The organism is Falsiroseomonas ponticola (genome assembly GCF_016805305.1).
GTDB classification, from domain to species: Bacteria; Pseudomonadota; Alphaproteobacteria; order Acetobacterales; family Acetobacteraceae; genus Falsiroseomonas; species Falsiroseomonas ponticola.
In genome coordinates, this window is sequence record NZ_JAERQN010000007.1 from 249,000 (window position 1) to 271,450 (window position 22,451).

17 protein-coding genes are annotated in these 22,451 nt (G+C 71.8%); 10 read left to right on the forward strand and 7 right to left on the reverse strand.

The features are described 5' to 3' along the window. Positions 1-81 precede the first annotated feature (81 nt). Complete coding sequence (locus JJI54_RS20655) at positions 82-2,247, forward strand: PAS domain-containing protein (protein WP_203074950.1); 2,166 nt, start codon at positions 82-84, stop codon at positions 2,245-2,247. Between the two features lie 4 nt (positions 2,248-2,251). Here JJI54_RS20655 and JJI54_RS20660 read toward each other — a convergent pair whose 3' ends face one another. Next, positions 2,252-3,823, reverse strand: coding sequence for an ABC transporter substrate-binding protein (locus tag JJI54_RS20660; RefSeq protein ID WP_203074951.1), 1,572 nt, complete (start codon positions 3,821-3,823; stop codon positions 2,252-2,254). A 153-nt stretch (positions 3,824-3,976) separates the two neighbouring features. Here JJI54_RS20660 and JJI54_RS20665 point away from each other — a divergent pair, with 153 nt between their 5' ends. Genes JJI54_RS20665 through JJI54_RS20700 form a run of 8 tightly spaced genes read left to right on the forward strand, consistent with a single transcriptional unit; the run spans position 3,977 to position 13,738 of the window. Next, positions 3,977-5,599, forward strand: coding sequence for an amidohydrolase (locus tag JJI54_RS20665; protein WP_203074952.1), 1,623 nt, complete (start codon positions 3,977-3,979; stop codon positions 5,597-5,599). Continuing rightward, positions 5,599-6,540: an ABC transporter permease gene (locus JJI54_RS20670; protein ID WP_203074953.1), complete on the forward strand. Its 942-nt coding sequence runs from the start codon at positions 5,599-5,601 to the stop codon at positions 6,538-6,540. The genes JJI54_RS20665 and JJI54_RS20670 overlap by 1 nt, the downstream gene beginning before the upstream one ends. Continuing rightward, the gene (locus JJI54_RS20675; protein WP_203074954.1) at positions 6,537-7,388 is read left to right on the forward strand and encodes an ABC transporter permease; all 852 of its coding nucleotides are present in this window, start codon (positions 6,537-6,539) and stop codon (positions 7,386-7,388) included. The genes JJI54_RS20670 and JJI54_RS20675 overlap by 4 nt, the downstream gene beginning before the upstream one ends. A gap of 22 nt (positions 7,389-7,410) precedes the next feature. After that, entirely contained in the window at positions 7,411-9,015 is a 1,605-nt protein-coding gene (locus JJI54_RS20680; protein ID WP_203074955.1) for an ABC transporter substrate-binding protein, read from the forward strand. A gap of 20 nt (positions 9,016-9,035) precedes the next feature. After that, entirely contained in the window at positions 9,036-10,469 is a 1,434-nt protein-coding gene (locus tag JJI54_RS20685; protein ID WP_203074956.1) for an amidohydrolase family protein, read from the forward strand. Beyond that, positions 10,466-11,458: an ABC transporter ATP-binding protein gene (locus JJI54_RS20690; RefSeq protein WP_404817627.1), complete on the forward strand. Its 993-nt coding sequence runs from the start codon at positions 10,466-10,468 to the stop codon at positions 11,456-11,458. Before JJI54_RS20685 ends, JJI54_RS20690 begins: the two co-directional genes overlap by 4 nt. Next, positions 11,455-12,513, forward strand: a complete 1,059-nt coding sequence (locus tag JJI54_RS20695; protein ID WP_203074958.1) for an ABC transporter ATP-binding protein — start codon at positions 11,455-11,457, stop codon at positions 12,511-12,513. Before JJI54_RS20690 ends, JJI54_RS20695 begins: the two co-directional genes overlap by 4 nt. 55 nt (positions 12,514-12,568) lie before the next feature. Beyond that, a complete protein-coding gene (locus JJI54_RS20700) occupies positions 12,569-13,738 on the forward strand; it encodes an iron-containing alcohol dehydrogenase (protein ID WP_203074959.1) in 1,170 nt (389 codons plus the stop codon). A gap of 1 nt (position 13,739) precedes the next feature. On the opposite strand, the gene JJI54_RS20705 is transcribed toward JJI54_RS20700, so the two are convergent. From JJI54_RS20705 to secD, 4 genes are all read right to left on the reverse strand, one after another. Beyond that, positions 13,740-14,888 (reverse strand): EAL domain-containing protein, encoded by a 1,149-nt coding sequence (locus JJI54_RS20705; protein WP_203074960.1) that lies wholly within the window; start codon positions 14,886-14,888, stop codon positions 13,740-13,742. A 246-nt stretch (positions 14,889-15,134) separates the two neighbouring features. Then, a complete protein-coding gene (locus JJI54_RS20710) occupies positions 15,135-16,082 on the reverse strand; it encodes a Bug family tripartite tricarboxylate transporter substrate binding protein (RefSeq protein WP_203074961.1) in 948 nt (315 codons plus the stop codon). Beyond that, on the reverse strand, positions 16,079-17,026 hold the full coding sequence (gene secF, locus JJI54_RS20715) for a protein translocase subunit SecF (protein ID WP_456305608.1): 948 nt from the start codon (positions 17,024-17,026) through the stop codon (positions 16,079-16,081). The genes JJI54_RS20710 and secF overlap by 4 nt, the downstream gene beginning before the upstream one ends. Positions 17,027-17,047: 21 nt before the next feature. Next, on the reverse strand, positions 17,048-18,634 hold the full coding sequence (gene secD / locus JJI54_RS20720; protein WP_203074963.1) for a protein translocase subunit SecD: 1,587 nt from the start codon (positions 18,632-18,634) through the stop codon (positions 17,048-17,050). A 149-nt stretch (positions 18,635-18,783) separates the two neighbouring features. Between secD and JJI54_RS20725 the strand changes: the two genes are divergently transcribed. Next, on the forward strand, positions 18,784-19,716 hold the full coding sequence (locus JJI54_RS20725; protein WP_203074964.1) for a Gfo/Idh/MocA family protein: 933 nt from the start codon (positions 18,784-18,786) through the stop codon (positions 19,714-19,716). Positions 19,717-19,941: 225 nt separating this feature from the next. On the opposite strand, the gene JJI54_RS20730 is transcribed toward JJI54_RS20725, so the two are convergent. Then, on the reverse strand, positions 19,942-20,628 hold the full coding sequence (locus tag JJI54_RS20730) for an ArsR/SmtB family transcription factor (protein ID WP_203074965.1): 687 nt from the start codon (positions 20,626-20,628) through the stop codon (positions 19,942-19,944). 64 nt (positions 20,629-20,692) lie between these two features. Beyond that, positions 20,693-22,417: an HWE histidine kinase domain-containing protein gene (locus tag JJI54_RS20735; protein WP_203074966.1), complete on the reverse strand. Its 1,725-nt coding sequence runs from the start codon at positions 22,415-22,417 to the stop codon at positions 20,693-20,695. Positions 22,418-22,451: the final 34 nt, after the last annotated feature.

Here is a 22,451-nt window from a genome sequence, read left to right on the forward strand (position 1 = left end):
TGCCCCCGTCTCGCGCTTGGCGCTTCTGGCAGATGCGGCATCCGTCTTCCGGGCGCCGCCGTTCCAGCCTGCGCAGAGATGATGAACATCGATCCCGTCCGATCGCTGGAACCCGCAGCCGCGGCGCCCGCAGACCCCGCGACCGGCATGGCGGGCGCCACCGAGCCGGGGTTGCGGCGGCAACTGGCGCTCCTCCTCCTGGCGGTCCTGCTGCCGGGGCTCGCCATGGTGGTGGGCCTGGCGCTTCGGCCATCGGCCGGGTTGTGGCCGGCGGCCTGGGGGTTGCTCGCGCTGATGGTCGGGTTCGGCATCGCGCTGCTGCTGGCGCGGCGGATCCTGGACCGCACCGCCGTGCTGGCGGCCCGCGCGGAAGCGGTGGCCGCCGGGGATGCGCCGCCCGGCCTCTGGGAGCCGGGCATCAGGGAACTCACCCGCATCGCCGCCGCGCTGGATGACGCGGCGCTCGCCGTCCGGGATCGCGAAGCCGCCTTCGCCGCGGCCTTCGAGCAATCGACCGTGCCCATGTCCCAGGCGGAATGCGACACCGCCGTCATCCTGCGCGCCAATGCCGCCTACTGCGCCCTGCTCGCGCGGCCGGTGGAGGCCATCATCGGCCGCCCGCTGACCGACTTCGTCCATGCCGATGACCGGGAGGAGGATCTGGAGGCGTTCCGCCGCCTCTGCCGCGGGGAGATCGCGACCCATGCGCAGGTGAAGCGCTACCTGCGCCCCGATGGCAGCCTGCGCTGGGTGAAGGTCTCCACCTCTCCGGTGCGGGATCCCGAAGGCCGCGTGACGCGGACGGTGGAGGTGGTGACGGACGTCACCGGCCGCCGGGCCGCGGAGGCCGCGCTGCGGGAAAGCGAGGCGCGGCTCAAGCGCGTGCAGCGGATCGGCCGCGTCGGCGGCTTCGAGATCGACCTGCGGAGCGGGGAGAATGCGCGCTCCGCCGAATACATGGCGCTGCAGGGCCTGCGCGCCGTCAACGCGCAGGAACAGCACGAGGACTGGGTGCGCCGCCTGCATCCGGAGGACCGGGAGCGCGCGGAGCACCGATTCCTGGAGGCGATCGCCGATACCTCCGGCGAGGTGGACTACGCGCAGGAATATCGCATCGTGACACCCTCCGGCGAGGTCCGCTGGATCGCGGCGCGGGCGGAGATCGAGCGTGACGCGGAAGGCCGGTCGCTGCGCATGCTCGGTGCGCATGTCGATGTGACGGAGCTGAAGACGGCGGAAGCCGCGGTGCGGGACCGCGAGCACATGCTGCGCATCGCGCTCGGCGCCGCGCGGCTCGGCACCTGGGATGTGGATCTGCGGCAGGGCACGGCGTCCCGCTCCGCCCGCACCTTGGAGATCTTCGGCCTGTCGCCCGATACCGCGGCCGGCGCCTATCCCAGCTTCCGCGACCGCATCCATCCGGAGGACCGCGGCCGGCTTGATGAGGCCGTGGCGCGCGTCACGCGCGGGGAGGCGGAGCGCTACCACGTCACCTACCGCGCGCGCCGGGGCGATGGCTGGTGCTGGGTGGAAAGCCACGGCAGCGTCGCGGCGCGGGACCCTGCGACGGGCGAGGCGACGCGGCTGATCGGCACCACGCAGGACATCACGGAACGCAAGCAGACGGAGGAACGCCAGGCGCTGCTGGCGCGGGAGGTCGATCACCGCGCGAAGAACGCGCTGGCCGTCGTGCAGGCCGCGCTGCGGCTGACGCCGCGCACCGATGTGCGGAGCTACGTGGCCGCGGTGGAGGGCCGCGTGGCGGCGCTGGCGCGCGCCCATACCCTGCTGGCGGATGCCCAGTGGAACGGCGCCGCGATGCGCAGCCTGGCGGAGGGCGAGCTGGCCGCCTTCCTGCCGGCGGATGGCGCGCCCCGCGTCGTGATGGATGGCCCGCCGGTGCTGCTGCTGCCGACCGCGGCGCAGGCGGTGTCCATGACGCTGCATGAACTGGCGACCAATGCGACGAAATACGGCGCGCTGAGCGTGGCCGGCGGCCAGGTGACGCTCGGCTGGCGCGTGCGGGATGGCCGCTTCACCTGGCGGTGGCAGGAACTCGGCGGCCCCGCCATCGCGGGCCAGCCCGCGCGCCGCGGCTTCGGCTCCCGCGTGATCGAGGCGACGATCCGTGACCAGCTGGGCGGCACGCTGGAACGGCGCTGGGTGGAGACGGGGCTGGTGGTGGAGGCCTCCATCCCGCTGGATCGCGCCATCATCGGCCCGGCGGCGGAGGCCACCGGGCCCTGAGCGCCTATCGCTTCGTCACGCCCCAGAAGACCGGGACGGTGGTGGGGCGCAGGCCCTCGATGTTCGCGCGATGCGCGGCCAGCGTGCGGAACTGCCCGGCATTGATGTAGGGCAGCACCTCATAGGCGCGGGCATGGACGCGATGCAGGATCTCCTGCCGCTTCGCCGCGTCATTCTCCTCCCACCAGGAACGGCGCAGATCCTCCAGCTGCTGGTCGCAGGGCCAGCCGGTCAGGCCACCCTCGCAGGGGCTGGCGAGGTAGAGGTTGGTCAGCGGGTTCTGGCCGTCCAGCACATTGGCGACGGTGACGAAGAAGTTCCAGCCGCCCTGGTCCACCGGCTCCCGCCGGTTGCGGCGCTGCGTGACCGTCGCCCAGTCCATGCTGGGCACGTCCATGTTCAGCCCCGCGCGCTGGAAGGCCTGCGCCATGACCAGCGTCGCTGCGTTGTTGATGGGGCTGTCGGCGGCGTTCATGAAGACGATGCGCTGGCCGTTGTAGCCGGCTTCGCGCAGCAGGGCGCGGGCACGTTCCACATTCGCCTCCCGCAGCCCCTGCGCGCCGGCGCTGCTTTCCAGCGGCGTGCCGCAGAAGAAGAAGGCGGGGCAGTAGGGCACCTGTTCGCTGGCGCGGATGCCGACGGCCTGCAGCACCTCCTGCTGGTTCACCAGGTGCAGCAGCGCCTGGCGCGCGGCGGGGTGGTTGAAGGGCGGCTGGGTGTGGTTGATGCGCAGCCAGACCATGAAGCCCACGGGGTTCAGCGCCATGGTGCGGATGTTGCGGTTGCGCTCCAGCGTCGGGACGATGTCCGGGGAGGGCTGTTCGATGAAGTCGATCTCGCCGGATTGCAGCGCGGCCGCGGCGGTGGCGGGGTCCGGCATCGCCAGCCATTCGACGCGATCGACATTCACGACCTTCCCGCCGGCCAGCCCATCGGCGGCCTCCGCGCGCGGGCGATAGTTGGGGTTGCGCGTGTAGACGGCGCGATCACCGACGCGCCACTGGCTGGCCTGGAAGATGAAGGGGCCGCTGCCCGTCGCATCCGTGATCGCCGTCGTTGCCGGCGTCTGCGCGATGCGTTCCGGCATCACGAAGAGCGCGCTCGCGGTCGGTCGCGCCAGCGCCTCCGTCACCAGCGCGAAGGGGCGGGAGAGGGTGATGGTGAAGGTCTTGTCGTCCACCACCGCCATGCTGGCCGTGGCCGCCGCCAGCGCGCGGCCGACGATGTCCCGCTGCGACCAGCGGCGGATGGAGGCGACGGCATCCGCCGCGCGCACGGGCTGGCCATCATGGAAGGCCAGGCCGTCGCGCAGGGTGAAGCGGTGCGTCAGGCCATCGGCGCTGGCGACATGCGTATCGACCATCTGCGGGCGGGCGACGCCCTGGCTGTCCAGCGCGAAGAGCTGGTCATAGACCATGAAGCCGTGGTTGCGGACGAAGGCCGCCGTGGACTGCACCGGGTCCAGGCTGGCCAGGTCGTTGATCAGCACGACCCGCAGCGTGGACTGCGCCTGGGCCAGCCCCGCCGTCAGAGATATCGCGGCCGCCGCCACCGCCCCGATCCACCGCCTGCGCATGCGTCACTTCCTCATCCCGATGCCGCGATCATCAGCGCAGCGCGGCTGGCGGGCAATGATCTTTCCGCATCGCCGGGTTGACGTGTCCCTATCGTCGCCTGACAGTCCCTTCATCTTGTGCGGCGCGGAAAACGGTATGCGGTGTACGGCCTGATGAGCGAAATGATCTTCACCGGCGGGCGCATCTTCCGCGGCCTGGCCAGTGGCTTCGCGGAGGCGATGGCCATCCGCGACGGGCGCGTGCTGGCGGTCGGTTCGCTGGCCGAGGTGGAGGCCGCCGCACCGGGCGCAGGGCGCATCGACCTCGCCGGCCGCGTCGCCATCCCGGCCTTCAACGAAGCGCATATGCACCTGCTGCCCTATGGCCTGGCGCTGGCCGGCGTGAATCTGCGCGCGGAGCAGGTGCGCACGCTGGATGAGGCGCTGAAGCGCATCGGGGAGGCCGCGAAGGCCGCGCCCAAGGGCGCCTGGGTGCTCGGCCGCGGCTATGACCACGCGGAACTCGATATCGGCCGCCATCCCACGGCGGCGGAGCTGGATGCCGTCTCGCCCGACAATCCCGTCTTCATCGTCCGCACCTGCGGCCATATGGGCGTGGCCAACACCGCCGCGATGCGCGCCGCCGGCGTCGGCCACAACACGCCGGATCCCGAAGGCGGCGTGATCGAGCGCAAGGGCGGCGCGCTGACCGGCCTGTTCCAGGAACGCGCGATGCGCCTGGTGCGGGACGTGATCCCGCCGCCGGATGCGGAAGCCCTGGTCGCGGCGATCGAGCGCGCGGGCAACCACCTCGCCTCCTTCGGCTTCGCCAGCGCAACCGACATGAATGTCGGCATGACCGCGGGGATGGCGGAGGTCGAGGCCTTCCACGCCGCGCTCGCCGCCGGGCGTTCGCCGCTGCGGATGTGGAACGTGCTGGCCGGCAATCCGGAGGGCATCGCCCAGCAGGCCTGGGAGGCCGGGCTGCGCCCGAACCAGGGCGACGACATGCTGCGCTGGGGCGCGGTGAAGGTCTTCGCCGATGGCAGCGCGGGCGGCCTGACCGCGGCCTTCTTCGATCCCTACCTGGAAAGCGCCGGCGGCGGCACCGGCGTCTTCACCTTCCCGGACGACAAGATCCACGCGCTGCTCAAGCTTTACCATGAGCAGGGCTGGCAGCTCGACATCCACGCCATCGGCGATGCGGCGATCGAGCAGGTGCTGGTGGGCATGGAGGCCGCGGATAGCGCGGCGCATCCCTTCGCCGGCCGCCGCCACCGCATCGAGCATTGCGGCTTCCTCAACCGCGACCAGATGCGACGCATGAAGGCGCGCGGCATCCTGCCGGTGCCGCAGCCCGTCTTCATGTATGAATTCGGCGACCTCTACATCCGCAACCTCGGCCTGCCGCGCAGCGAGAATGCCTATCCGATGCGGACCTGGCTGGAGGAGGGGCACCATCCCGCCGCATCCTCCGACTGCCCCGTCTCCACCGTGGATCCCTTCATCAACCTCTTCACCATGATCACCCGCAAGACCAGCCGCGGCACGGTGATGGGGCCTGGCGAAGCGCTGACGGTGGAGCAGGCCGTGCACTGCCAGACCTGGTGCGGCGCCTATACGCAATTCGCGGAGGATCGCCGCGGTACGCTGGAGCCGGGCATGATGGCCGACATCGCCGTCTTGTCCCACGACATTTTCTCCAGCACGCCGGAGGAGATCCTGCACGACACACGCGCGGACCTGACGCTGCGGGGCGGCACGGTGATCTTCGACCGGCATGGGGAGGCCGCCTGATGCTGCGCCACGCCGTCCAGCGCCTGCTGCTGGCCGTGCCGGTGATGTTCGGCGTGCTGCTTGTCGGCTTCCTGCTGATGCAGGTGGTGCCGACCGACCCCGCCGTGGTCCGCGCGGGGCCCAATGCCAGCGCCGAGATCATCGAGGCGATCCGCCGCGACCTCGGCCTCGACAAGCCGCTCTGGCTGCAGTTCTTCCTCTATCTCGGGCGGCTGGCGCAGGGCGACCTCGGCGTCTCCATCATCAACAACGTGCCCGTCGCGCAGGAACTCGGCACCACCATCGGCCCGACGCTGGAACTGATGGTGGCGAGCCTCGTCTGGTCCATCCCGCTCGGCCTCTTCCTCGGCACCATCGGCGCCTATTGGCGCGGCTCGCTGATCGATCGCGTGGTCATGGCGATCAGCGTCGCGGGCGTCTCCGTGCCGGTCTTCTTCCTCGGCCTGGTGCTGATCTGGTTCGTCGGCTTCAAATGGCAGTGGCTTCCCTTCACGGGGCGGGAGGGGCCGCTCTGGACCTGGCAGGGGCTGCGCGCCGTCATCCTGCCCGCGATCACGCTGGGCGGCGTCTTCGTCGGCCCCGTGGCGCGCATGACGCGCACCGCGGTGCTGGATGTGCTGGGCGCGGACCATGTGCGCACCGCGCGCGCCAAGGGCCTGCCGGAGCGCATCGTCGTGCTGCGCCATGCGCTGCGCAACGCGATGGTGCCGGTGGTGACGCTGATCGGCCTGCAGATCGGCTTCCTGCTCGGCGGCGCGGTGGTGACGGAGACGGTCTTCTCCTGGCCCGGCGTCGGGCGCCTCGCGGTCGGCGCCATCCTGTCCTCCGATTTCCCGATGGCGCAGGGCACCATCATCGTCCTGTCACTCGGCTTCATCCTGGTGAACCTGACCGTCGATCTCCTCTACGGCGTGCTCGATCCGCGGGTGCGCGCGGCATGAGCGGCGTGCAGCCCCCCGCGCGGCCCTCCACGCTGCGTGTCCTGTTGCGGGAACCCGCCGCGGCCGTCTCCGCCACGCTGGTCGCCGTCACGGTACTGGCGGCGCTGCTGGCGCCATGGCTCGCGCCCTACGATCCCTATGAGACCGACCTGATGGCGATCATGCAGCCGCCGGGCGGAGCCTATCTGCTGGGGACGGATGGGCAGGGGAGGGACATGCTCTCCCGCCTGCTCTACGGCCTGCGCGTGACCCTGACGATGGGGGCGCTCAGCCTCGCCTTCGGGGGCGTGCTCGGCGTGCTGATCGGCTTCTGCGCGGCCTATTACCGGCGCGTGGACGGGCTGCTGATGCGGCTGGCGGACATCATGCTCTCCTTCCCCGCCATCCTCTTCGGCCTGGCCATCGCGGCCATCGCGGGGCCGGGCGTGACGGCGGTGGTGATCGCGCTGTCCGTCGCGACCGTGCCGCTGATGGCGCGCATCGCGCGATCGACCGCGCTCGTCGTGCTGGGGCTCGATTACATCGAGGCCGCGCGCGCCCAGGGCATGGGCGATGCGCGGCTGATCTGGCGGCACCTGATGCCGAACTGCCTCTCCCCCATCCTCGTCTTCGCCACGCTGCGCTTCGGCCAGGTGATTCTGTTGGGATCGGCGCTGTCCTTCCTCGGCCTCGGCGCGCAGGCGCCGATCGCGGAACTCGGCGCCATGGCGGCGCAGGGCCGCACCTTTCTGTTCTTCGCGCCGCATATCAGCGTCATTCCCTCGGTCGCGATCTTCGTCATCGTCCTCGCCTTCAACGTGCTGGGGGATGCGCTGCGCGATGCGCTCGATCCCCGGCTCCGCGTCTAGAACCAAGCAGGGAGAACCAAGCATGAGAACCGGACTGCTCCGCCGCGGCATGATCGCCGCCGCCGCCATCGCCGCGACGCTGCCCGCGCTGCCCGCGGGGGCACAGACGCCGCGCAACACCGCGGTCTTCATGCGGGAGATCGATGCGGACCGCTATGACCTCCACCGCAGCACCGCCCGCGGCGCCGGTGAGATCGTGACGCTGATGACCGACACGCTGGTCAGCATGGATTGGGATGGCCGCACCATCCGCCCCGGCCTGGCCGAAAGCTGGACGGTGTCGGAGGACGGCAAGCTCTACACCTTCCGGCTCCGCCGCGACGTCACCTTCTGCGACGGCAAGCCGATGACGGCGGAGGACGTCGTCTATTCCATCAACCGCTGGATCTCGCCCGCCACGCGCAGCCCCGTCGCCTGGCGCGCCGGCCCGGTGAAGGAGATCCGCGCCGTCGATCCCTACACCGTCGAATACGAACTCAACGCGCCCTTCAGCGAGCTGCTGTCGCAGCTCACGCTCTTCTTCGCCGGCATCATCGACCGCGCGACGGTGGAGCGCCTCGGCGACAATTTCGGCACCCAGGGCTTCAACGGCACCGGCCCCTATTGCTGGGCCAGCTGGACGCCGCGCAGCGAGCTGGTGCTGACGCGCCACCCCACCTATCGCTGGGGCCCGCCCATCTTCGAGAATCGCGGCCCCGCCCATGTGGAGCGCATCGTCTGGCGCGTGGTGCCGGAAGCCACCGCGCGCCTCGCCGCGCTGCAGACCGGCCAGGCCGATGTCACGCAGTACATCCCGATGGTGGCGGTGGACAGCGTGCGCCGCGTGCCGACGGTGACGGTGACGACGCAGCCCAACTACTTCTGGGACTACTATCTCGGCTTCAAGGTGGACAAGCCGGTGGTCAGCGACCGCGCCGTGCGCCGCGCCATCCACCAGGCGGTGGATCGCGCCGCGCTGGTGCGCGCCGTCTGGTTCGGCCACGCCCAGCCCGCGCTGAACATCGTCAACCCCAACACGCTGGACTACGACGCGCAGTCGGACACGCTGGTCCCGCGCTTCGATCCGGCCGCCGCCGCGCGCACGCTGGATGAGGCCGGCTGGCGCATGGGGTCCGACGGCATCCGCGTGAAGGACGGCCAGCGCGCCACCTTCCTGACCTACGGCATCAACACGCTGGAGAACCAGCGCCAGGGCGAGATTATCCAGCAGGCGCTGCGCCGCGTCGGCATCGAGATGCGCGTCCAGCTCTTCGACGCCACCGTGGCCTGGGGCCGCATGGCGACGCAGGAATTCGACGCGCTGTTCCTCTCCTACCCCTACTTCTCCGCGGGCGATGCGTTGGCGCTCTACTGGCACAGCCGCGCGCGGCCGACGCCGAACCGGATGAACTGGAACGACCCGGAGACGGATGCCTGGCTGGATGAGGCGCGCAGCGCCACCGATCCCGCCGTGCGCGCCCGCGCGCTCGCCCTGCTCCAGCGCAAGCTGGCGGAGGAAGCGCCCTGGCTGACCACGGCTCGGGAGAATCTCTATGTCGGCAACAGCAACCGCGTGACCGGCGTGCGCGCCCATGGCCTCTACGGCATCGGCGTCTACAAGGCGCTGGACATGCGGATCGTGCGATAAGCAAGGGGGAGACAACGGGCATGGCCATCACCGTCATCCGCAACGCGGACCTCGTCGTCGCCTGGGATGCCTCGACGAAGAGCCACACCTACCTCTCGGACGCCGATGTGGCGTTCGAGGGCGGCGCGCTGACCTTCGTCGGCCGGGGCTATACCGGCCCGGCGGAGGAGGAGATCAGCGGACGCGGCCTGATGGTCATGCCCGGCCTCGTCAACATCCACTCGCACCCCTCCAGCGAACCGATGAACAAGGGGCTGATCGATGAGATCGGCAGCCCCGGGCTCTACAATTCCTCGCTCTACGAATTCATGCCGATCTTCCGCGCGGATGCGGAGGCGGTGCCGTCCTGCGTGCGCGTCGCGCTGTCGGAACTGCTGCTGTCCGGCGTCACGACGGTGGCGGACCTGTCCATGGCCCATCCGGGCTGGATGGATCTGCTGGCGGAATCGGGCATGCGCGTCTGCATCGCGCCCATGTTCAAATCGGCCAAGTGGTTCACCAAGAACGGCCATGTTGTCGAATATGAATGGGACGAGGCTGCCGGCGAGAAGGCGATGGCGGAGGCGCTGTCGCTGATCGAGCGCGCGGAGCAGCATGAGTCCGGGCGCCTCTTCGGCATGGTCGTGCCGGCGCAGATCGATACCTGCACGGACACGCTGCTGAAGGAGAGCTTCCAGGAAGCCGGCAAGCGCGGCCTGTCCTGGCAGATCCATGCCGCGCAGTCGGTGGTCGAGTTCCACGAGATCACGCGCCGCCACGGCAAGACGCCGATCGGCTGGCTCGACAGCATGGGCCTGCTGAGCGAGCGCAGCATCATCGGACACGGCATCTTCCTGGACGACCATCCCTCCACGAAATGGTGGACGGATACCGACATGAAGCGCCTGGCGGAGACCGGCACCACCGTCGCGCATTGCCCGACCGTCTTCGCGCGCCGCGGCATCACGCTGAAGCATTTCGGCCGCTACAAGCGCGCCGGCGTCAATATGGGCCTCGGGACGGATACCTATCCGCACAACATGCTGGATGAGATGCGCCTCGTCGCCTATCTCGCCCGCACCCAGGCGAACGACCCGCGCAGCATGACGACGACGGAGCTGTTCGACGCCGCGACGGTCGGCGGCGCGCAGGCGCTCGGCCGTGACGATATCGGCCGCCTCGTCGCCGGCGCCCGCGCCGACTTCGTGCTGGTGGACGTCACGCATCCGCGCATGCGCCCATCCCGCGATCCCGTCCGCAGCCTGGTCTATGCGGCGGGCGACCGCGCGGTGAAGGATGTCTTCGTCGATGGCATCAAGGTCGTGGCCGATGGCCAGGTGCTGACCATGGACTACGCCGCCGCCGCCGAGCATCTCAACGAGGCGCAGAAGCGCATCATCGACCGCGCGCCGGCGCAGGACTGGGCGCATCGCCCGGTCGAGGTGTCGAGCCCGCCGACCTTCCGGTGGTCGTGACCCCGCTCCTCGAAATCCAGGGGCTGCGGACGGTGTTCCGCAGCGCCAATGGGGATATCGCCGCGGTCGATGGCGTGGACCTGACCGTGCCGCGCGGCCGTACCCTCGGCATCGTGGGGGAGAGCGGCTGCGGCAAGTCCATGCTGTCGCTTTCCGTCATGCGCCTCGTGCCGGCGCCAGGCCGCGTCGCCGCGGGGCGCGTGCTGCTGGAAGGGCGGGACCTGCTGACCCTCTCCACCACCGAGATGCGCGCCGTGCGTGGCGGCCAGGTGGCGATGATCTTCCAGGAGCCGATGACCAGCCTGAACCCGGTGCACCCCATCGGGCTGCAGATCACGGAGGCGATGCGCGCCCATGATCCGCGCGCCAGCGCCGCCGAACTCCGCGACCGCGCCATCGCCGCGCTGGAACGCGTGCGCATCCCGGCGCCCGCGCGGCGCTATGACGAATTTCCGCACCAGCTCTCCGGCGGCATGCGCCAGCGCGTGATGATCGCGATGGCGCTGGCCTGCAAGCCGAAGCTCCTCATCGCGGATGAGCCGACGACGGCGCTCGACGTCACGGTGCAGGCGCAGATCCTCGACCTGCTGCGGGACCTGCAGCAGGAAACCGGCATGTCCATCATCCTCATCACCCATGACCTCGGCGTGGTCGCGGAAATGGCCGATGAGGTGGCGGTGATGTATGCCGGCCGCGTCGCGGAACGCGCCTCCGCGCGCGATCTCTTCGGCAGCCCGCAGCATCCCTACACGCTCGGCCTGCTCGGCTCGGTCCCGCGCCTCGATGAGGATCGCGACCGCCTGCTGGCGATCGAGGGCGCGGTGCCGCCGCCCTTCGCCCTGCCGCAGGGCTGCCGCTTCCACCCCCGCTGCCCCTTCGCCATCGAGGCCTGCACCAGGGCGCAGCCGCCGCTGGAGGCGATCGAGCCCGGCCACTTCGCCGCCTGCATCCGCGCGCCCGTCGAAAGCGCGGTGGAGCTGACGCCATGAGCCTGCTGGAGGTCACGGACCTCACCAAGCACTACCCCGTCCGCCAGGGCATCGTGCTCGCGAAGCAGGTCGGCACGGTGCGCGCCGTGGATGGCGTCTCCTTCCGCATCGAGCGTGGCGAGACGCTGGCGCTGGTCGGCGAATCCGGCTGCGGGAAATCCACCACCGCGCGCCTGGTGCTGCGCCTGATCGAGCCGACCTCCGGCACCGTCCGCTTCGATGGCCAGGAAGTCTCGGGCGCCGCGCTGCGCACCTTGCGCCGCCGCGTGCAGGTCGTGTTCCAGGACCCCTATGCCAGCCTCAACCCGCGGCTGCGCGTCGGCGAGACGATCGCGGAGCCGATGGAGGTGCATGGCATCGGCGATGCGAAATCGCGGGAGGCGCGCGTGCAGGAACTCCTGCGCCTCGTTGGCCTCGCGCCCTTCCACGCGCAGCGCTACCCGCATGAATTCAGCGGCGGCCAGCGCCAGCGCATCGGCATCGCGCGAGCCCTTGCCGTGCAGCCCGACCTCATCGTCTGCGACGAGCCCGTCAGCGCCTTGGACGTGTCGATCCAGGCCCAGGTGGTGAACCTGCTGAAGGACCTGCAGCGGCAGTTCGGCCTCTCCTACCTCTTCATCGCGCATGACCTCGCCGTGGTGCGCCACATGGCCGATCGCGTGGCCGTCATGTATCTCGGCCAGATCGTGGAGACGGCCCCGAAGCGGGACCTCTTCGCGGCGCCGCGCCACCCCTATACCCGTGCCCTGCTGCGCGCGATCCCGCATCCCGATCCGCGCCGTCGCGGCCAGGTCACGCCGCTCGGCGGCGATGTGCCGAGCCCGATGAACCCGCCGCCGGGCTGCCGCTTCCACACGCGCTGCCCCTTCGCGCAGGATGTCTGCCGGCAGGAGGAGCCGGTGCTGCGCGATATCGCCGCCGGCGCGCGCGTGGCCTGCCACCTGGCGGAGACGCTGCCGCCCTTCGAGGCCGAGGCCGGCGACGGGCTGTCCGCGCTCGCGAGCCGTCGCCTCGCCCTCTACGCCGCCGCGAAGGAACGCCGCGCCGGGCGGTAGCGCGACCGCGCCGCCCCTCCTACTCTGCGGCCCGCAACGGGGAGGGATCGCAGCGATGGTCATGCAGCTGGTGGCGCCGCGCTTGATGCTGATGGGCGGCGGGTCGGTGGCGAAGCTGCCGGAGGTGCTGGCGCAGCTCGGCCTCTCTCGCCCGCTCGTGGTCACCGATCCCTTCATGGTCTCCTCCGGCATGGTGGAGCGCGCGCTGGCGCCGCTGCGGCAGGCGGGCCTCGCCTTCGCCGTGTTCAGCGAGACGGTGCCGGACCCGACGGATACGGTGATCGAGGCCGGCGTCGCGGTGCTGAAGGCGGGCAGCTACGACTGCCTGGTCGGCTTCGGCGGCGGCAGCCCGATGGACACGGCCAAGGCCATGGCGATCCTCGCCGCCGCGCCGCCCGGCACGCATATCCGCGCCTTCAAGGTGCCCGCCGCCGCCAATACCGGCGCCGTGCCCGTCATCTGCGTGCCGACCACGGCCGGCACGGGCAGCGAGGCCACGCGCTTCACCGTCATCACCGACACGGTGAGCGACGAGAAGATGCTGATCGCGGGCCTCGGCGCGCTGCCGCTGGCCGCCGTGGTGGACCATGAGCTGACCTTCAGCCTGCCCGCCCGCATCACCGCCGATACCGGCATCGACAGCCTGACCCATGCGCTGGAGGCCTTTGTCAGCAAGCGGGCCAATGCCGTCTCCGACGACTATGCCCGCAGCGCCATGCGCCTCATCGCCCCCAATCTCCGCCGCGTCTGGGCCGATCCCTCCAACGCCGAGGCGCGGGAGGCGATGATGCGCGGCGCGACCCTGGCGGGCCTTGCCTTCAGCAATGCCAGCGTCGCGCTGGTTCATGGCATGTCGCGGCCGGTCGGCGCGCATTTCCACGTCCCGCATGGCCTCTCCAACGCCATGCTGCTGCCCGCCGTCACCGCCTTCGGGCTGGAAGCCGGCCGCGCCCGCTATGCGGAGGCCGCGCGCGTGATGGGTATCGCGACGGAGCAGGAGGGCGACCAGTCGGCCGCGCAGCGCCTGGTGGAGGAGCTGCGCGCGCTGAACCACGACCTCAAGGTGCCGACGCCGGCCGGCTTCGGGATCGATGCGGACAAGTGGAACAAGCTGCTGCCGACCATGGCGCAGCAGGCGCTGGCCTCCGGCAGCCCGGGCAACAACCCGCGCGTGCCGGATGCGGACCAGATCGTGGCGCTGTACCGGGAGGCCTACGGCCGGTAGGTCAGCCCAGGCTCGCCCGCCAGGCGGCGCCCCAGGCGGGCAGGGCGGGCGGGGGTAGGGGGCGGCCGACGCCGAAGCCCTGCGCCACGTCGCAGCCCGCGGCGGCGGCGGCGCGCCAGGTCAGGCTGTCCGCCACCCCTTCCGCCACCACCACCATGCCGCGGGCCCGCGCATGGCGGACCAGCGCCTCCACCGTGGCGCGGGCGCGGCGGTTGCGCGGCATGGCGAGCACCAGCTTGCGGTCCAGCTTCACCCCGGCGAAGGGCAGGGCCAGCAGGCTGCGCCGGTGGTCATCAAGGCCGAGGTCATCCAGCAGCACGCCGTAGCCGCGCCGGGCCAGGCGGGTCAGCGCGCGGCGGAGCAGGGCGGTGTCGCGGACCTCGGTGCTCTCCGTCAGTTCCAGCAGCAGCGAATCGGCCGAAAGGCCGGCGGCCCGGACCTCCGAATCCAGCCAGCAGGCCATGTCGCCCTCCAGCAGGACGGAGAGCGGCACGTTGAAGGACATGCGCAGCCGCTGCGGCGCGCCCAGCGCGGCGAGTTCCCGCAGGGCCCGCCGCGCGACGGCGCGGGTCAGCCGCGTGGCCAGGCCTTCGCGCTCCGCCATGGCGATGAAGCGGTCGGCACCCAGCGCCGCGGCTGGGCGTTCCCACCGGGCCAGCGCCTCCACCAGCACGGGACGGCGATCGGCCATGCGCACCATGGGCTGGAAGCGGACGGTGATCTCCCCGCGGTCGAGCCCGGCGGCCAGGGCCGCCACGTCGCTTGCCGGCATCTCCCCCGGCGTGCCGCCGGCGACCAGCGCATCGGCCAGCGCGGCGCCCTCGGCATCGACGCTGCGCAGGCCGGGCGTGGCGGGCAGGCCGGGGCGATGGACGACGACGACGCCGGTGCCGCTGAAGGGGTCGCGCAGCGCGCTCATCAGCGCGGGGCTATGGCGCAGGCCCTCGCCGCCTTCCAGCACCAGGTGGCGGGGGGCGATCCCCGGGCCGACCAGGTGGCCGAGGGCTTCCGCGCCCGTCGTCACCAGGACGGTGGGCGGGCCGGCCATGCGCTGGGCGGCATCGCGGGCAGCCGCGATCACCAGCGGGTCGCTGGCGACCAGAAGGACCGTACCGGGCTCCGCCATGGCGCGGCGGGAGCGCCTGAGCATCAAGTCGCTGTCTCCCCGGCCGCCGGCATGGGGCGGCCTTCATGGCGCGCAACGGCAGGGCGGGGCGCGCCTGAGACGTGTAGCAAGGCTCGGCCGCCATTGCCACGACGTCTCAATTGCCGCGAAAAAAAATTCTTTATGGTGGTGACGGGGCTTTGCTGACCGGAATGCGGCACCGGGGGGAGTCATCCGCCCGGGGGCCAGCGATCAGCGTGGAATCGGCAGGAACGGGGCGCGGCGCCAGGATCAGGCGCGGCGGGGCAGCCAGGGTTCCTCGGCCCAGAGCCGCCGGAGTTCCCCATCCGCCCGGGTCAGCACGCGGCCCCAGGCTTCCGGGCCCAGGAAGCGGGCATTCTGGCCGAGGCTGGCGGCCTGGGCGGCGAAATCCGGATCGGCCGCCATGGTTTCCAGCCCGGCCAGCAGCCCGGCCCGGAAGGCGTCCGGCGCGGCCGGGTTCAGCGCGAATCCGCGCTGCGCGGCGGCGACGAGGTCGAGCCCCTGCTCGCGCAGCGTCGGGACCTCCGGCACCAGGGTGCTGCGGCGGCTGGCGGCGATGCCGATGCCGACCAGCTTGCCCTCCCGCAGCGCGGCGATGGCATCCGGCATGGCGAGCATGGCGGCCGCGACATGGCCGGAGATGGCGGCCTGGCGCGCGGCGGCGGCGGAGGGGAAGGCGAGGCGCGCGAGGTCGAGCCGCCCTTCCAGCCGCATCCCCGCGAAATGCGCCGCGCTGGCGGGCGGCGGCGTGCCGAGCGTGCCACGGTCCCCGAGCGCGCGCAGCGCCGCCACGTCGGGCGGGCCGGCGGGGGCGCCGACCAGCACCATGCTTTCCTCGATCACCGCGGCCAGGGGCGCGATGCGCTCCACCGGCGAAACCTCCCCGGCCTCCACCGCGCGGGCGAGGAGGAGGGGCGTGGTGACGACGCCGATCAGCTTCTGCTCCGGCCTGGCGGCGGCCAGCAGGGCCACCGCTTCGAGGCCCGACCGCCCGGCATGGTTGCGCACCGTCAGCGTCAGCCGCGGCAGGCAGCGTTCCAGGAAGGGCGCGACGCTGCGCGCCCAGAGATCGGCCGGCGACCCGCCCGGCGCGCCGACCAGCAACTCCACCGGGTTGCGGCGGCTGGCCAGCGCCGGGCCGGGCAGGGCCGACGCCCCCGCCAGCAGCAGCATCGCGCGGCGGGGGAGCACGGTCACGGCGTGGCCGCCTGCGGCACCGCCGCCGTTTCCCGCCGCAGCGACTTCGCCCCGGTGAAGAGCACGATGGGCGCGGCGATGAAGACGGAGGAGGAGGCGCTGACGACGATGCCGAACAGCATGGTCCAGGCGAAGCCGCCCAGCGTATCGCCCCCGAACAGCGCCAGCGGCATGGCGGAGAGGAAGAGCGTCATCGACGTGCCGAGCGAGCGGTTCAGCGTCTCGTTGATGCTGAGGTCCACCAGCTCCCTGAGCGGCATCTGCTTGAACTTGCGCAGATTCTCCCGCATCCGGTCGAACACCACGACCTTGTCGTTGGCGCTGAAGCCGATGATGGTGAGGATCGCGGCGACGGTCTGCAGGTTGAACTCGATCTGCGTCAGCGCGAGGAAGCCCACGGTCTTCGTGGCATCCAGGATCAGCGTGATGATCGCCGCGATGCCGAACTGCCATTCGAAGCGGAACCAGATGTAGAGCAGCATCGCGAGCAGGCTGATGCCGAGCGCGATCATGCCGCCGCGGAACAGCTCGCCGGAGACGCGGTTGCCGACCGCCTCCACCCGCAGGACGCGGGTGCCGGGGGTGGTGGCTTCCAGCGCCGCGCGCACGGCGTTCACGGCGCGCTGCGTCCCGGCCTCATCCCCCTGCACGGGCAGGCGGACCAGCAGCTGGTCGGGCCCGCCGAATTCCTGCACGCCGACATCGCCGAGGTTGAGGGCGGAGACGGCGCCGCGGACGCGGGCGAGGTCCGCCACCTGCGGGGTGCGGACCTCCATGATGATGCCGCCCTTGAAGTCGATCCCGCGCTCCAGCCCCGGATAGAAGGCGAGGATGACAGAGGCGGTGGACAGGATGGCGGAGACGATGAGGCCCAGCACCGCGCCGCGCATGAACTGGATGCGCGTGTTGTCGGGGACCAGGCGGAAGAGGGGGCGTGCCAGCAGGCGGAACATGGACGCGTGCCCTTACGTCGGCAGCACGGCCGGGCGGCGCCGGCGGTACCAGATGGAGACCATGAGCCGCACCACCACCGTCGCGGTGTACATCTGCACGATGGTGCCGATGGCGACGGTGACGGCGAAGCCCTTCACCGGGCCGGACCCGAAGGCATAGAGGCAACCCATGGCGATGAGGTTCGTCAGGTTGCTGTCCATGATGGTGCCGGACGCCTTGCTGAACCCGGCTTCCAGCGCGCTGAGCGGTGGTCGGCCGAGTTTCGTCTCCTCCCGTATCCGTTCGTTGATCAGCACGTTGGCATCGAGCGCGGTGCCGAGCGTCAGCACGATGCCGGCGATGCCCGGCAGGGTCAGGGTGGCGCCGATCACGGTCAGGATGCCGACCATGATGATGACGTTGGCGATCAGCGCGATGTTGGCGAGCCAGCCGAAGAAGCCATAGGCGAGGCCCATGTAGAGGAAGACGAAGAGCGTCCCGGCGGCGAGCGAGAGCAGGCCCGCGCGGATCGCATCCGCCCCCAGCTCCGGCCCGACGGTCCTCTCCTCCACCACCGTCAGCGGCGCGGGCAGGGCGCCGGCGCGCAGCAGCACGGCCAGGTCGTTGGCGCCGCGGACATCGAAGCTGCCGCTGATCTGCCCGCGGCCGCCGGTGATGGCTTCCCGGATCACGGGGGCGGTGATGACCCGTTCGTCGAGCACGATGGCGAAGGGGCGGCCGACATTCTGGCGCGTGATCTCCGCGAAGCGGCGGGTGCCGATGCTGTCGAAGGCGAAGTTCACCACCCATTCGCCGGTCCGGCCATCCTGTCCCGCGCGGGCATCGGTCAGGTTGGCGCCATCGACCTCGACGCGCCGGCGCACGGCGAAGCGTTCCTGGCCGCGGTCGCCGGGCAGGAACATGGTGCCGGCCGGCGGCGTGGGGGCCTGCAAATTCGCCGTCTCATCCACCAGGTGGAAGGTCATGCGGGCGGTGCGGCCCAGCAGGTCCTTGATCCGGGCGGGATCCTCCACGCCCGGCAGCTGGACCAGGATGCGGTTCTGGCCCTGGCGGGCGATCAGGGCCTCGGCCACGCCGGTCTCGTCGATTCGGCGGCGGACGATCTCGATCGACTGCTCCACGGCGCCGCCGGCCTTGGCGCGCAGCGCCACTTCCGTCAGCGTCGCGGTCACGGTGCCGTCGGGGCTGGTCGTGACCTCGATATCCGGCTGGGTGGCGCCGGCGCCGGTGGGCACCGCGATGGCGGCTTCCCGCAGCAGGCGCGCGACATCCGCGGCGCGGGCGGGGTCGGAGACGCGGAGCGTGATGCGCCGCTCCGCCTGGTTGGCGCTCAGCCCCGTATAGAGGATGCGCGGATTGGCCGAGGCGGTGCCGCGGCGGACCGAATCCACCAGGGTTTCCAGCCGTTCGCGCACCATGGCGGAGGTATCGACCTCCAGCAGCAGGTAGCTGCCGCCGCGCAGGTCGAGGCCGAGGCTGATCTGCCGCACCCAATCCGGCAGCACGCTGCGGGGCAGCACGTTGGGCACGGAGAGCAGCATGCCGAGGAGGCACACGCCAACCACCGCGAGCGCCTTCCAGCGGGCGAAATACATCATGGACGCAACGAAATCCTGGCCAAGGTCAAGGCAGCCCTTGCCCGGTCAAGGGCAGGCCCGCTTGGGCGGAACATGCGCGGGACCCCCCCCTGATGCAAGCCCGCGCGGGAAGGAGTATCCCGGCAGGGCTTGATGAAGGGTGTTTCCGCATGGTCCTCCGCCTTGCCCTGCTGGGTTGCGGGCATTTCGGGCGCTTCCACGCGCTGAAGGCGGCGCGCGCGCCGCGGGTCGAGTTCGTCGGCCTGCATGATGCCGACCCCGCCCGCGCCGCCGCGGTCGCCGCGGAATGCGGCGTGCCGGCGCTGCCGGCGGAGGAGGCGATCGCCCGGGCGGAGGCGGTGATCGTGGCGGCGCCGACGCGCTTCCACGCGCCGCTCGGCCGCCAGGTGCTGGCGGCGGGGCGCCACCTGTTCCTGGAGAAGCCCATTGCCGGCACGCTGGCGGAGGCCGAGCACCTGGCGGCGCTGGCCCTGGCGGCGGGCAAGGTGCTGCAGGTGGGCCATATCGAGCGCTTCTCCGCCGCCTTCCGCGCGGTGCGGGAGGCGCCCTCCGGCGGCCGCGCCCTGCATTGGGAGGCGGTGCGCGCCGCGCCCTTCCGGCCCCGCTCGCTCGACGTCTCGGTCGTGCTGGACCTGATGATCCACGACATCGACCTGGTGCTGACCCTGGCCGGGGAGGCGCCCTCGACCGTGGAGGCGACGGGCGCGCGGGTGATGTCGGACCACGCGGATTTCGCCGTGGCGCGGCTCGGCTTCTCCGGCGGCCGGTCCGCCACCATCACCGCGTCGCGCATCTCGCTGGCCATGGAGCGGCGGCTCCGCGTGCTGGGGACGGAGGGCGAGATGAGCGTCGATTTCCTCGCCCGGTCGCTGGCGGTGCTGCGGCGGGGCGGCGCGGAGCCGGTGGCCACCATGCCGGGCTACGGCATCGATCGCGGCGGCTGGACCGACCATGACAGCCTGGAGGCCGAGCAGGCCGGCTTCGTCGCGGCCTGCCTGGATGGCGTGGCGCCGGAGGTTGGCGCGGCGGAGGGGATCGCGGCGCTGAAGGTGGCGCTGGCGGTGGAGGCGGCGATTGGCTGAACGCGCGGTCAGCCCGGATTTCAGGAAATACTGCGGCTTGAGGGCCACTAACCCGTTTAGGCCGATTATGCCGTTTTAGTGCTTTTAGCACCGTTTTCGCGGGGGTCCTCCGGGGCGGCGGGGCCGGCATCCCGCCATCCCCGGCGCCGAAGGGCATGGCTCCGCCGCGTGGCGGGCGGAACATAAACGAAACACCGGCGGAGAGAAAGGGATTTCGGCGGTGCCTCACCCCGCCGGCACGGCCACTCCGAAGCGCTGGTGGAAGCCGCGCGCGCCTTCCGGCGTCACCACCAGCGTCCGCCCGCCCTGCCGCCGGACCCAGCCGAGTTCGAAGCAGCGGGTGCAGAGCGCGGCGCCGAGCCGGCCCGCGACATGCGGCCGGCGTTCCGACCAGTCCAGGCAGGGGCGGCAGAAGACGCGGCCGCGGGCGGCGCGGGCCATCGGGATGCCGAGCTGCTCGAAGAAGCCCTCCCCGGCCGGGGTCACGGCGCCCCCATCGGGGCCGAATTCCAGGACGCCGCGGGCCACCATGGCATCGGCCAGCGCGACCGCGAGCTGCCCGGCCAAATGGTCGTAGCAGGTGCGGGCGGCGCGCATCGCGGCATCGCGCGGGCCGGTGCGGGGCGCCGGCCGGGCGGCCTCCGCCACCGCCATCAGCCCTTCCAGCATCCGCGCGACGCCGGCGGTGGCCAGGCGGTGGTAGCGGTGGCGGCCCTGGCGTTCCATCGCCAGCAGCCCCGCCCCGGCGAGGCGTGCCAGGTGCCCGCTGGCGGTCTGCGGCGTGATGCCGGCGATGGCGGCCAGTTCCCCCGCCGTCAGCGCGCGGCCATCCATCAGCGCGGCCAGCATGGCGGCGCGGGCGGGGTCGCCGACCAGGGCGGCGGTTTCGGCCAGGGCGTTGACGCTGGGCATGGGCATCCTCCTCCGCCCATCCTGGCACGCGCCGGGGCTGCCGGCTTCGGTGAAGGCCGAAGGATCAGGCGGGCGCACCCCTTGGCGGGCCGGCACCCTGGGCCGCACCCTGGGCCGCATCCTTGGCCGCGTCCTTGGCCGCATCCTGGGCGGCACCCTGGCGCAGCGGGATCGCCATGGTGCAGCCGAGGCCCGCCGGATCCCAGGCCATGGTCACCTGGCCGCCGAGCTGGTCCTGGATGGTGCCGTGCACCACGCGGGACCCGAAGCCGGGCTTGCGGCGCGGCGCGGGGGGCGGGCCGCCGCGTTCCACCCAGCGCAGCCGCAGCAGCGCGCCCGCCGCGGCCTGGTCCACCGGCGGGCCCGGCGGATGCTCCACCACCCATTCCACCGCCAGCCTGCCTTCCGGCGCGGAGAGCGCGCCGTACTTGATGGCGTTGGTGGCGAGTTCGTGGATGGCCATGGAGAAGGGCTGGGCGGCGCCGGCGGGCAGCACGACCCGATCGCCGGACAGGGTGGCGCGCGGGCTGCCGCCATCCCGCGCCGCGCCGGCCACCAGGAAGGGGCCGAGTTCGCCCTGGATGAGGCTGCGCAGGTCGGCGCCGGACCAGCGATCCGCCGCCAGAAGGGTCTGGGCGCGGGCCAGGGCGGCGATCCGGCCCTCGATCGCCTGCACGAAGCTGTCGATCGTCTCCGCGCGGGTCAGGCGCAGCGCCGCCTGCACCACCGCCAGCATGTTCTTGGCGCGGTGGTCCACTTCCCGCGTCAGCAGCGCCTGGCGTTCATGCGCGCGGTGTTCGTCATCCACGTCGATCATCACCACCAGGGCGGCGATGACGCGCCCATCCGGCCCGTGCACGGGCACGCCGCTGACGCGGCACCAGCGCGGCGGCTGCAGGCCCACGGCGTGCAGGAAATCGACGCCCAGCGTCACCTCTCCCCGCAAGGCGCGGGCGCCGGGGAATTCGCGCGGCGGGATGCGCCGGCCATCGGCATCGAAGGCGATCCAGACATGGCCGTTATCCTCATCCACCGAGGGGATGCGCGGCCGGCCGAGCAGGCGGCGGAAGGCGGGGTTGCCGATGATGACCTCCCCGGACGGGGCGACCAGCGCGGCGCCGATCGGCAGGTGTTCCAGCACCGCCTGCATCCCCGCGGCTTCCCGCAGCGAGGCCTGGACCTGGTCGCGTTCCCGCGCCGCCTGCTGCAGGCGGAGGTTGGCGACGCGCAGGTCGCGCGTGCGCTCCTCCACCCGCCGCTCCAGCTCCTGGTTGCTGGCCCGCAGCGCCGCCAGGGCGCGCAGCCGTTCCACGGCGGCGCCGACCAGGTTCGCATAGCTGCGCAGGAAGGCGATGTCGGAATCGAGGAAGCGGCGCGGGGTGCGGCTGTCCACCTCCAGGATGCCGAAGGGGGGGTGGCCGTCGCCGCCCAGGATCAGGACATTGGCGAAGGCGCGGACGCCATGCGCCAGCAGGAATCCCGGCAGGTCGAAGCGGTCCTCCTTCGCCGTGTCGGTGCAGATGACGGGCGCCGCGCCGCCGATGGCGAACTGCTCCACGCCGCCGGGGTGCAGCGCCACGCGGGCCTGGCCGACCACGCCGGGCTGCCAGCCGATGCCGGCGCGGACCAGCATGCTGTCCTCCGCGCGCTCATACTCCATGACCTTGGCGAGTTCGGTGCCGAGGGCATCGCCCACCAGGCGGCACGCCTCCGTCAGGATCGCGTCGAGATCCTCCGCCTTCAGCGCGAACTCGCCGAAGCGGGCGAGCACCGTCTGCTGGCGGAGCAACTCGTCGCGTTCGCTGACATGCCGGTTGCGCAGC

Excerpts from the sequence above, each read along its gene's own strand:
- JJI54_RS20670 (WP_203074953.1), top strand. The coding sequence starts at position 5,599 with ATGCTGCGCCACGCCGTCCAGCGCCTGCTGCTGGCCGTGCCGGTGATG.
- JJI54_RS20695 (WP_203074958.1), top strand. The coding sequence starts at position 11,455 with ATGAGCCTGCTGGAGGTCACGGACCTCACCAAGCACTACCCCGTCCGC.
- JJI54_RS20665 (WP_203074952.1), top strand. The coding sequence starts at position 3,977 with ATGAGCGAAATGATCTTCACCGGCGGGCGCATCTTCCGCGGCCTGGCC.
- secD (WP_203074963.1), bottom strand. The coding sequence starts at position 18,634 with ATGATGTATTTCGCCCGCTGGAAGGCGCTCGCGGTGGTTGGCGTGTGC.
- JJI54_RS20700 (WP_203074959.1), top strand. The coding sequence starts at position 12,569 with ATGGTCATGCAGCTGGTGGCGCCGCGCTTGATGCTGATGGGCGGCGGG.
- JJI54_RS20660 (WP_203074951.1), bottom strand. The coding sequence starts at position 3,823 with ATGCGCAGGCGGTGGATCGGGGCGGTGGCGGCGGCCGCGATATCTCTG.
- JJI54_RS20680 (WP_203074955.1), top strand. The coding sequence starts at position 7,411 with ATGAGAACCGGACTGCTCCGCCGCGGCATGATCGCCGCCGCCGCCATC.
- JJI54_RS20725 (WP_203074964.1), top strand. The coding sequence starts at position 18,784 with ATGGTCCTCCGCCTTGCCCTGCTGGGTTGCGGGCATTTCGGGCGCTTC.
- JJI54_RS20705 (WP_203074960.1), bottom strand. The coding sequence starts at position 14,888 with ATGCTCAGGCGCTCCCGCCGCGCCATGGCGGAGCCCGGTACGGTCCTT.
- JJI54_RS20675 (WP_203074954.1), top strand. The coding sequence starts at position 6,537 with ATGAGCGGCGTGCAGCCCCCCGCGCGGCCCTCCACGCTGCGTGTCCTG.
- JJI54_RS20730 (WP_203074965.1), bottom strand. The coding sequence starts at position 20,628 with ATGCCCAGCGTCAACGCCCTGGCCGAAACCGCCGCCCTGGTCGGCGAC.
- JJI54_RS20685 (WP_203074956.1), top strand. The coding sequence starts at position 9,036 with ATGGCCATCACCGTCATCCGCAACGCGGACCTCGTCGTCGCCTGGGAT.
- JJI54_RS20655 (WP_203074950.1), top strand. The coding sequence starts at position 82 with ATGAACATCGATCCCGTCCGATCGCTGGAACCCGCAGCCGCGGCGCCC.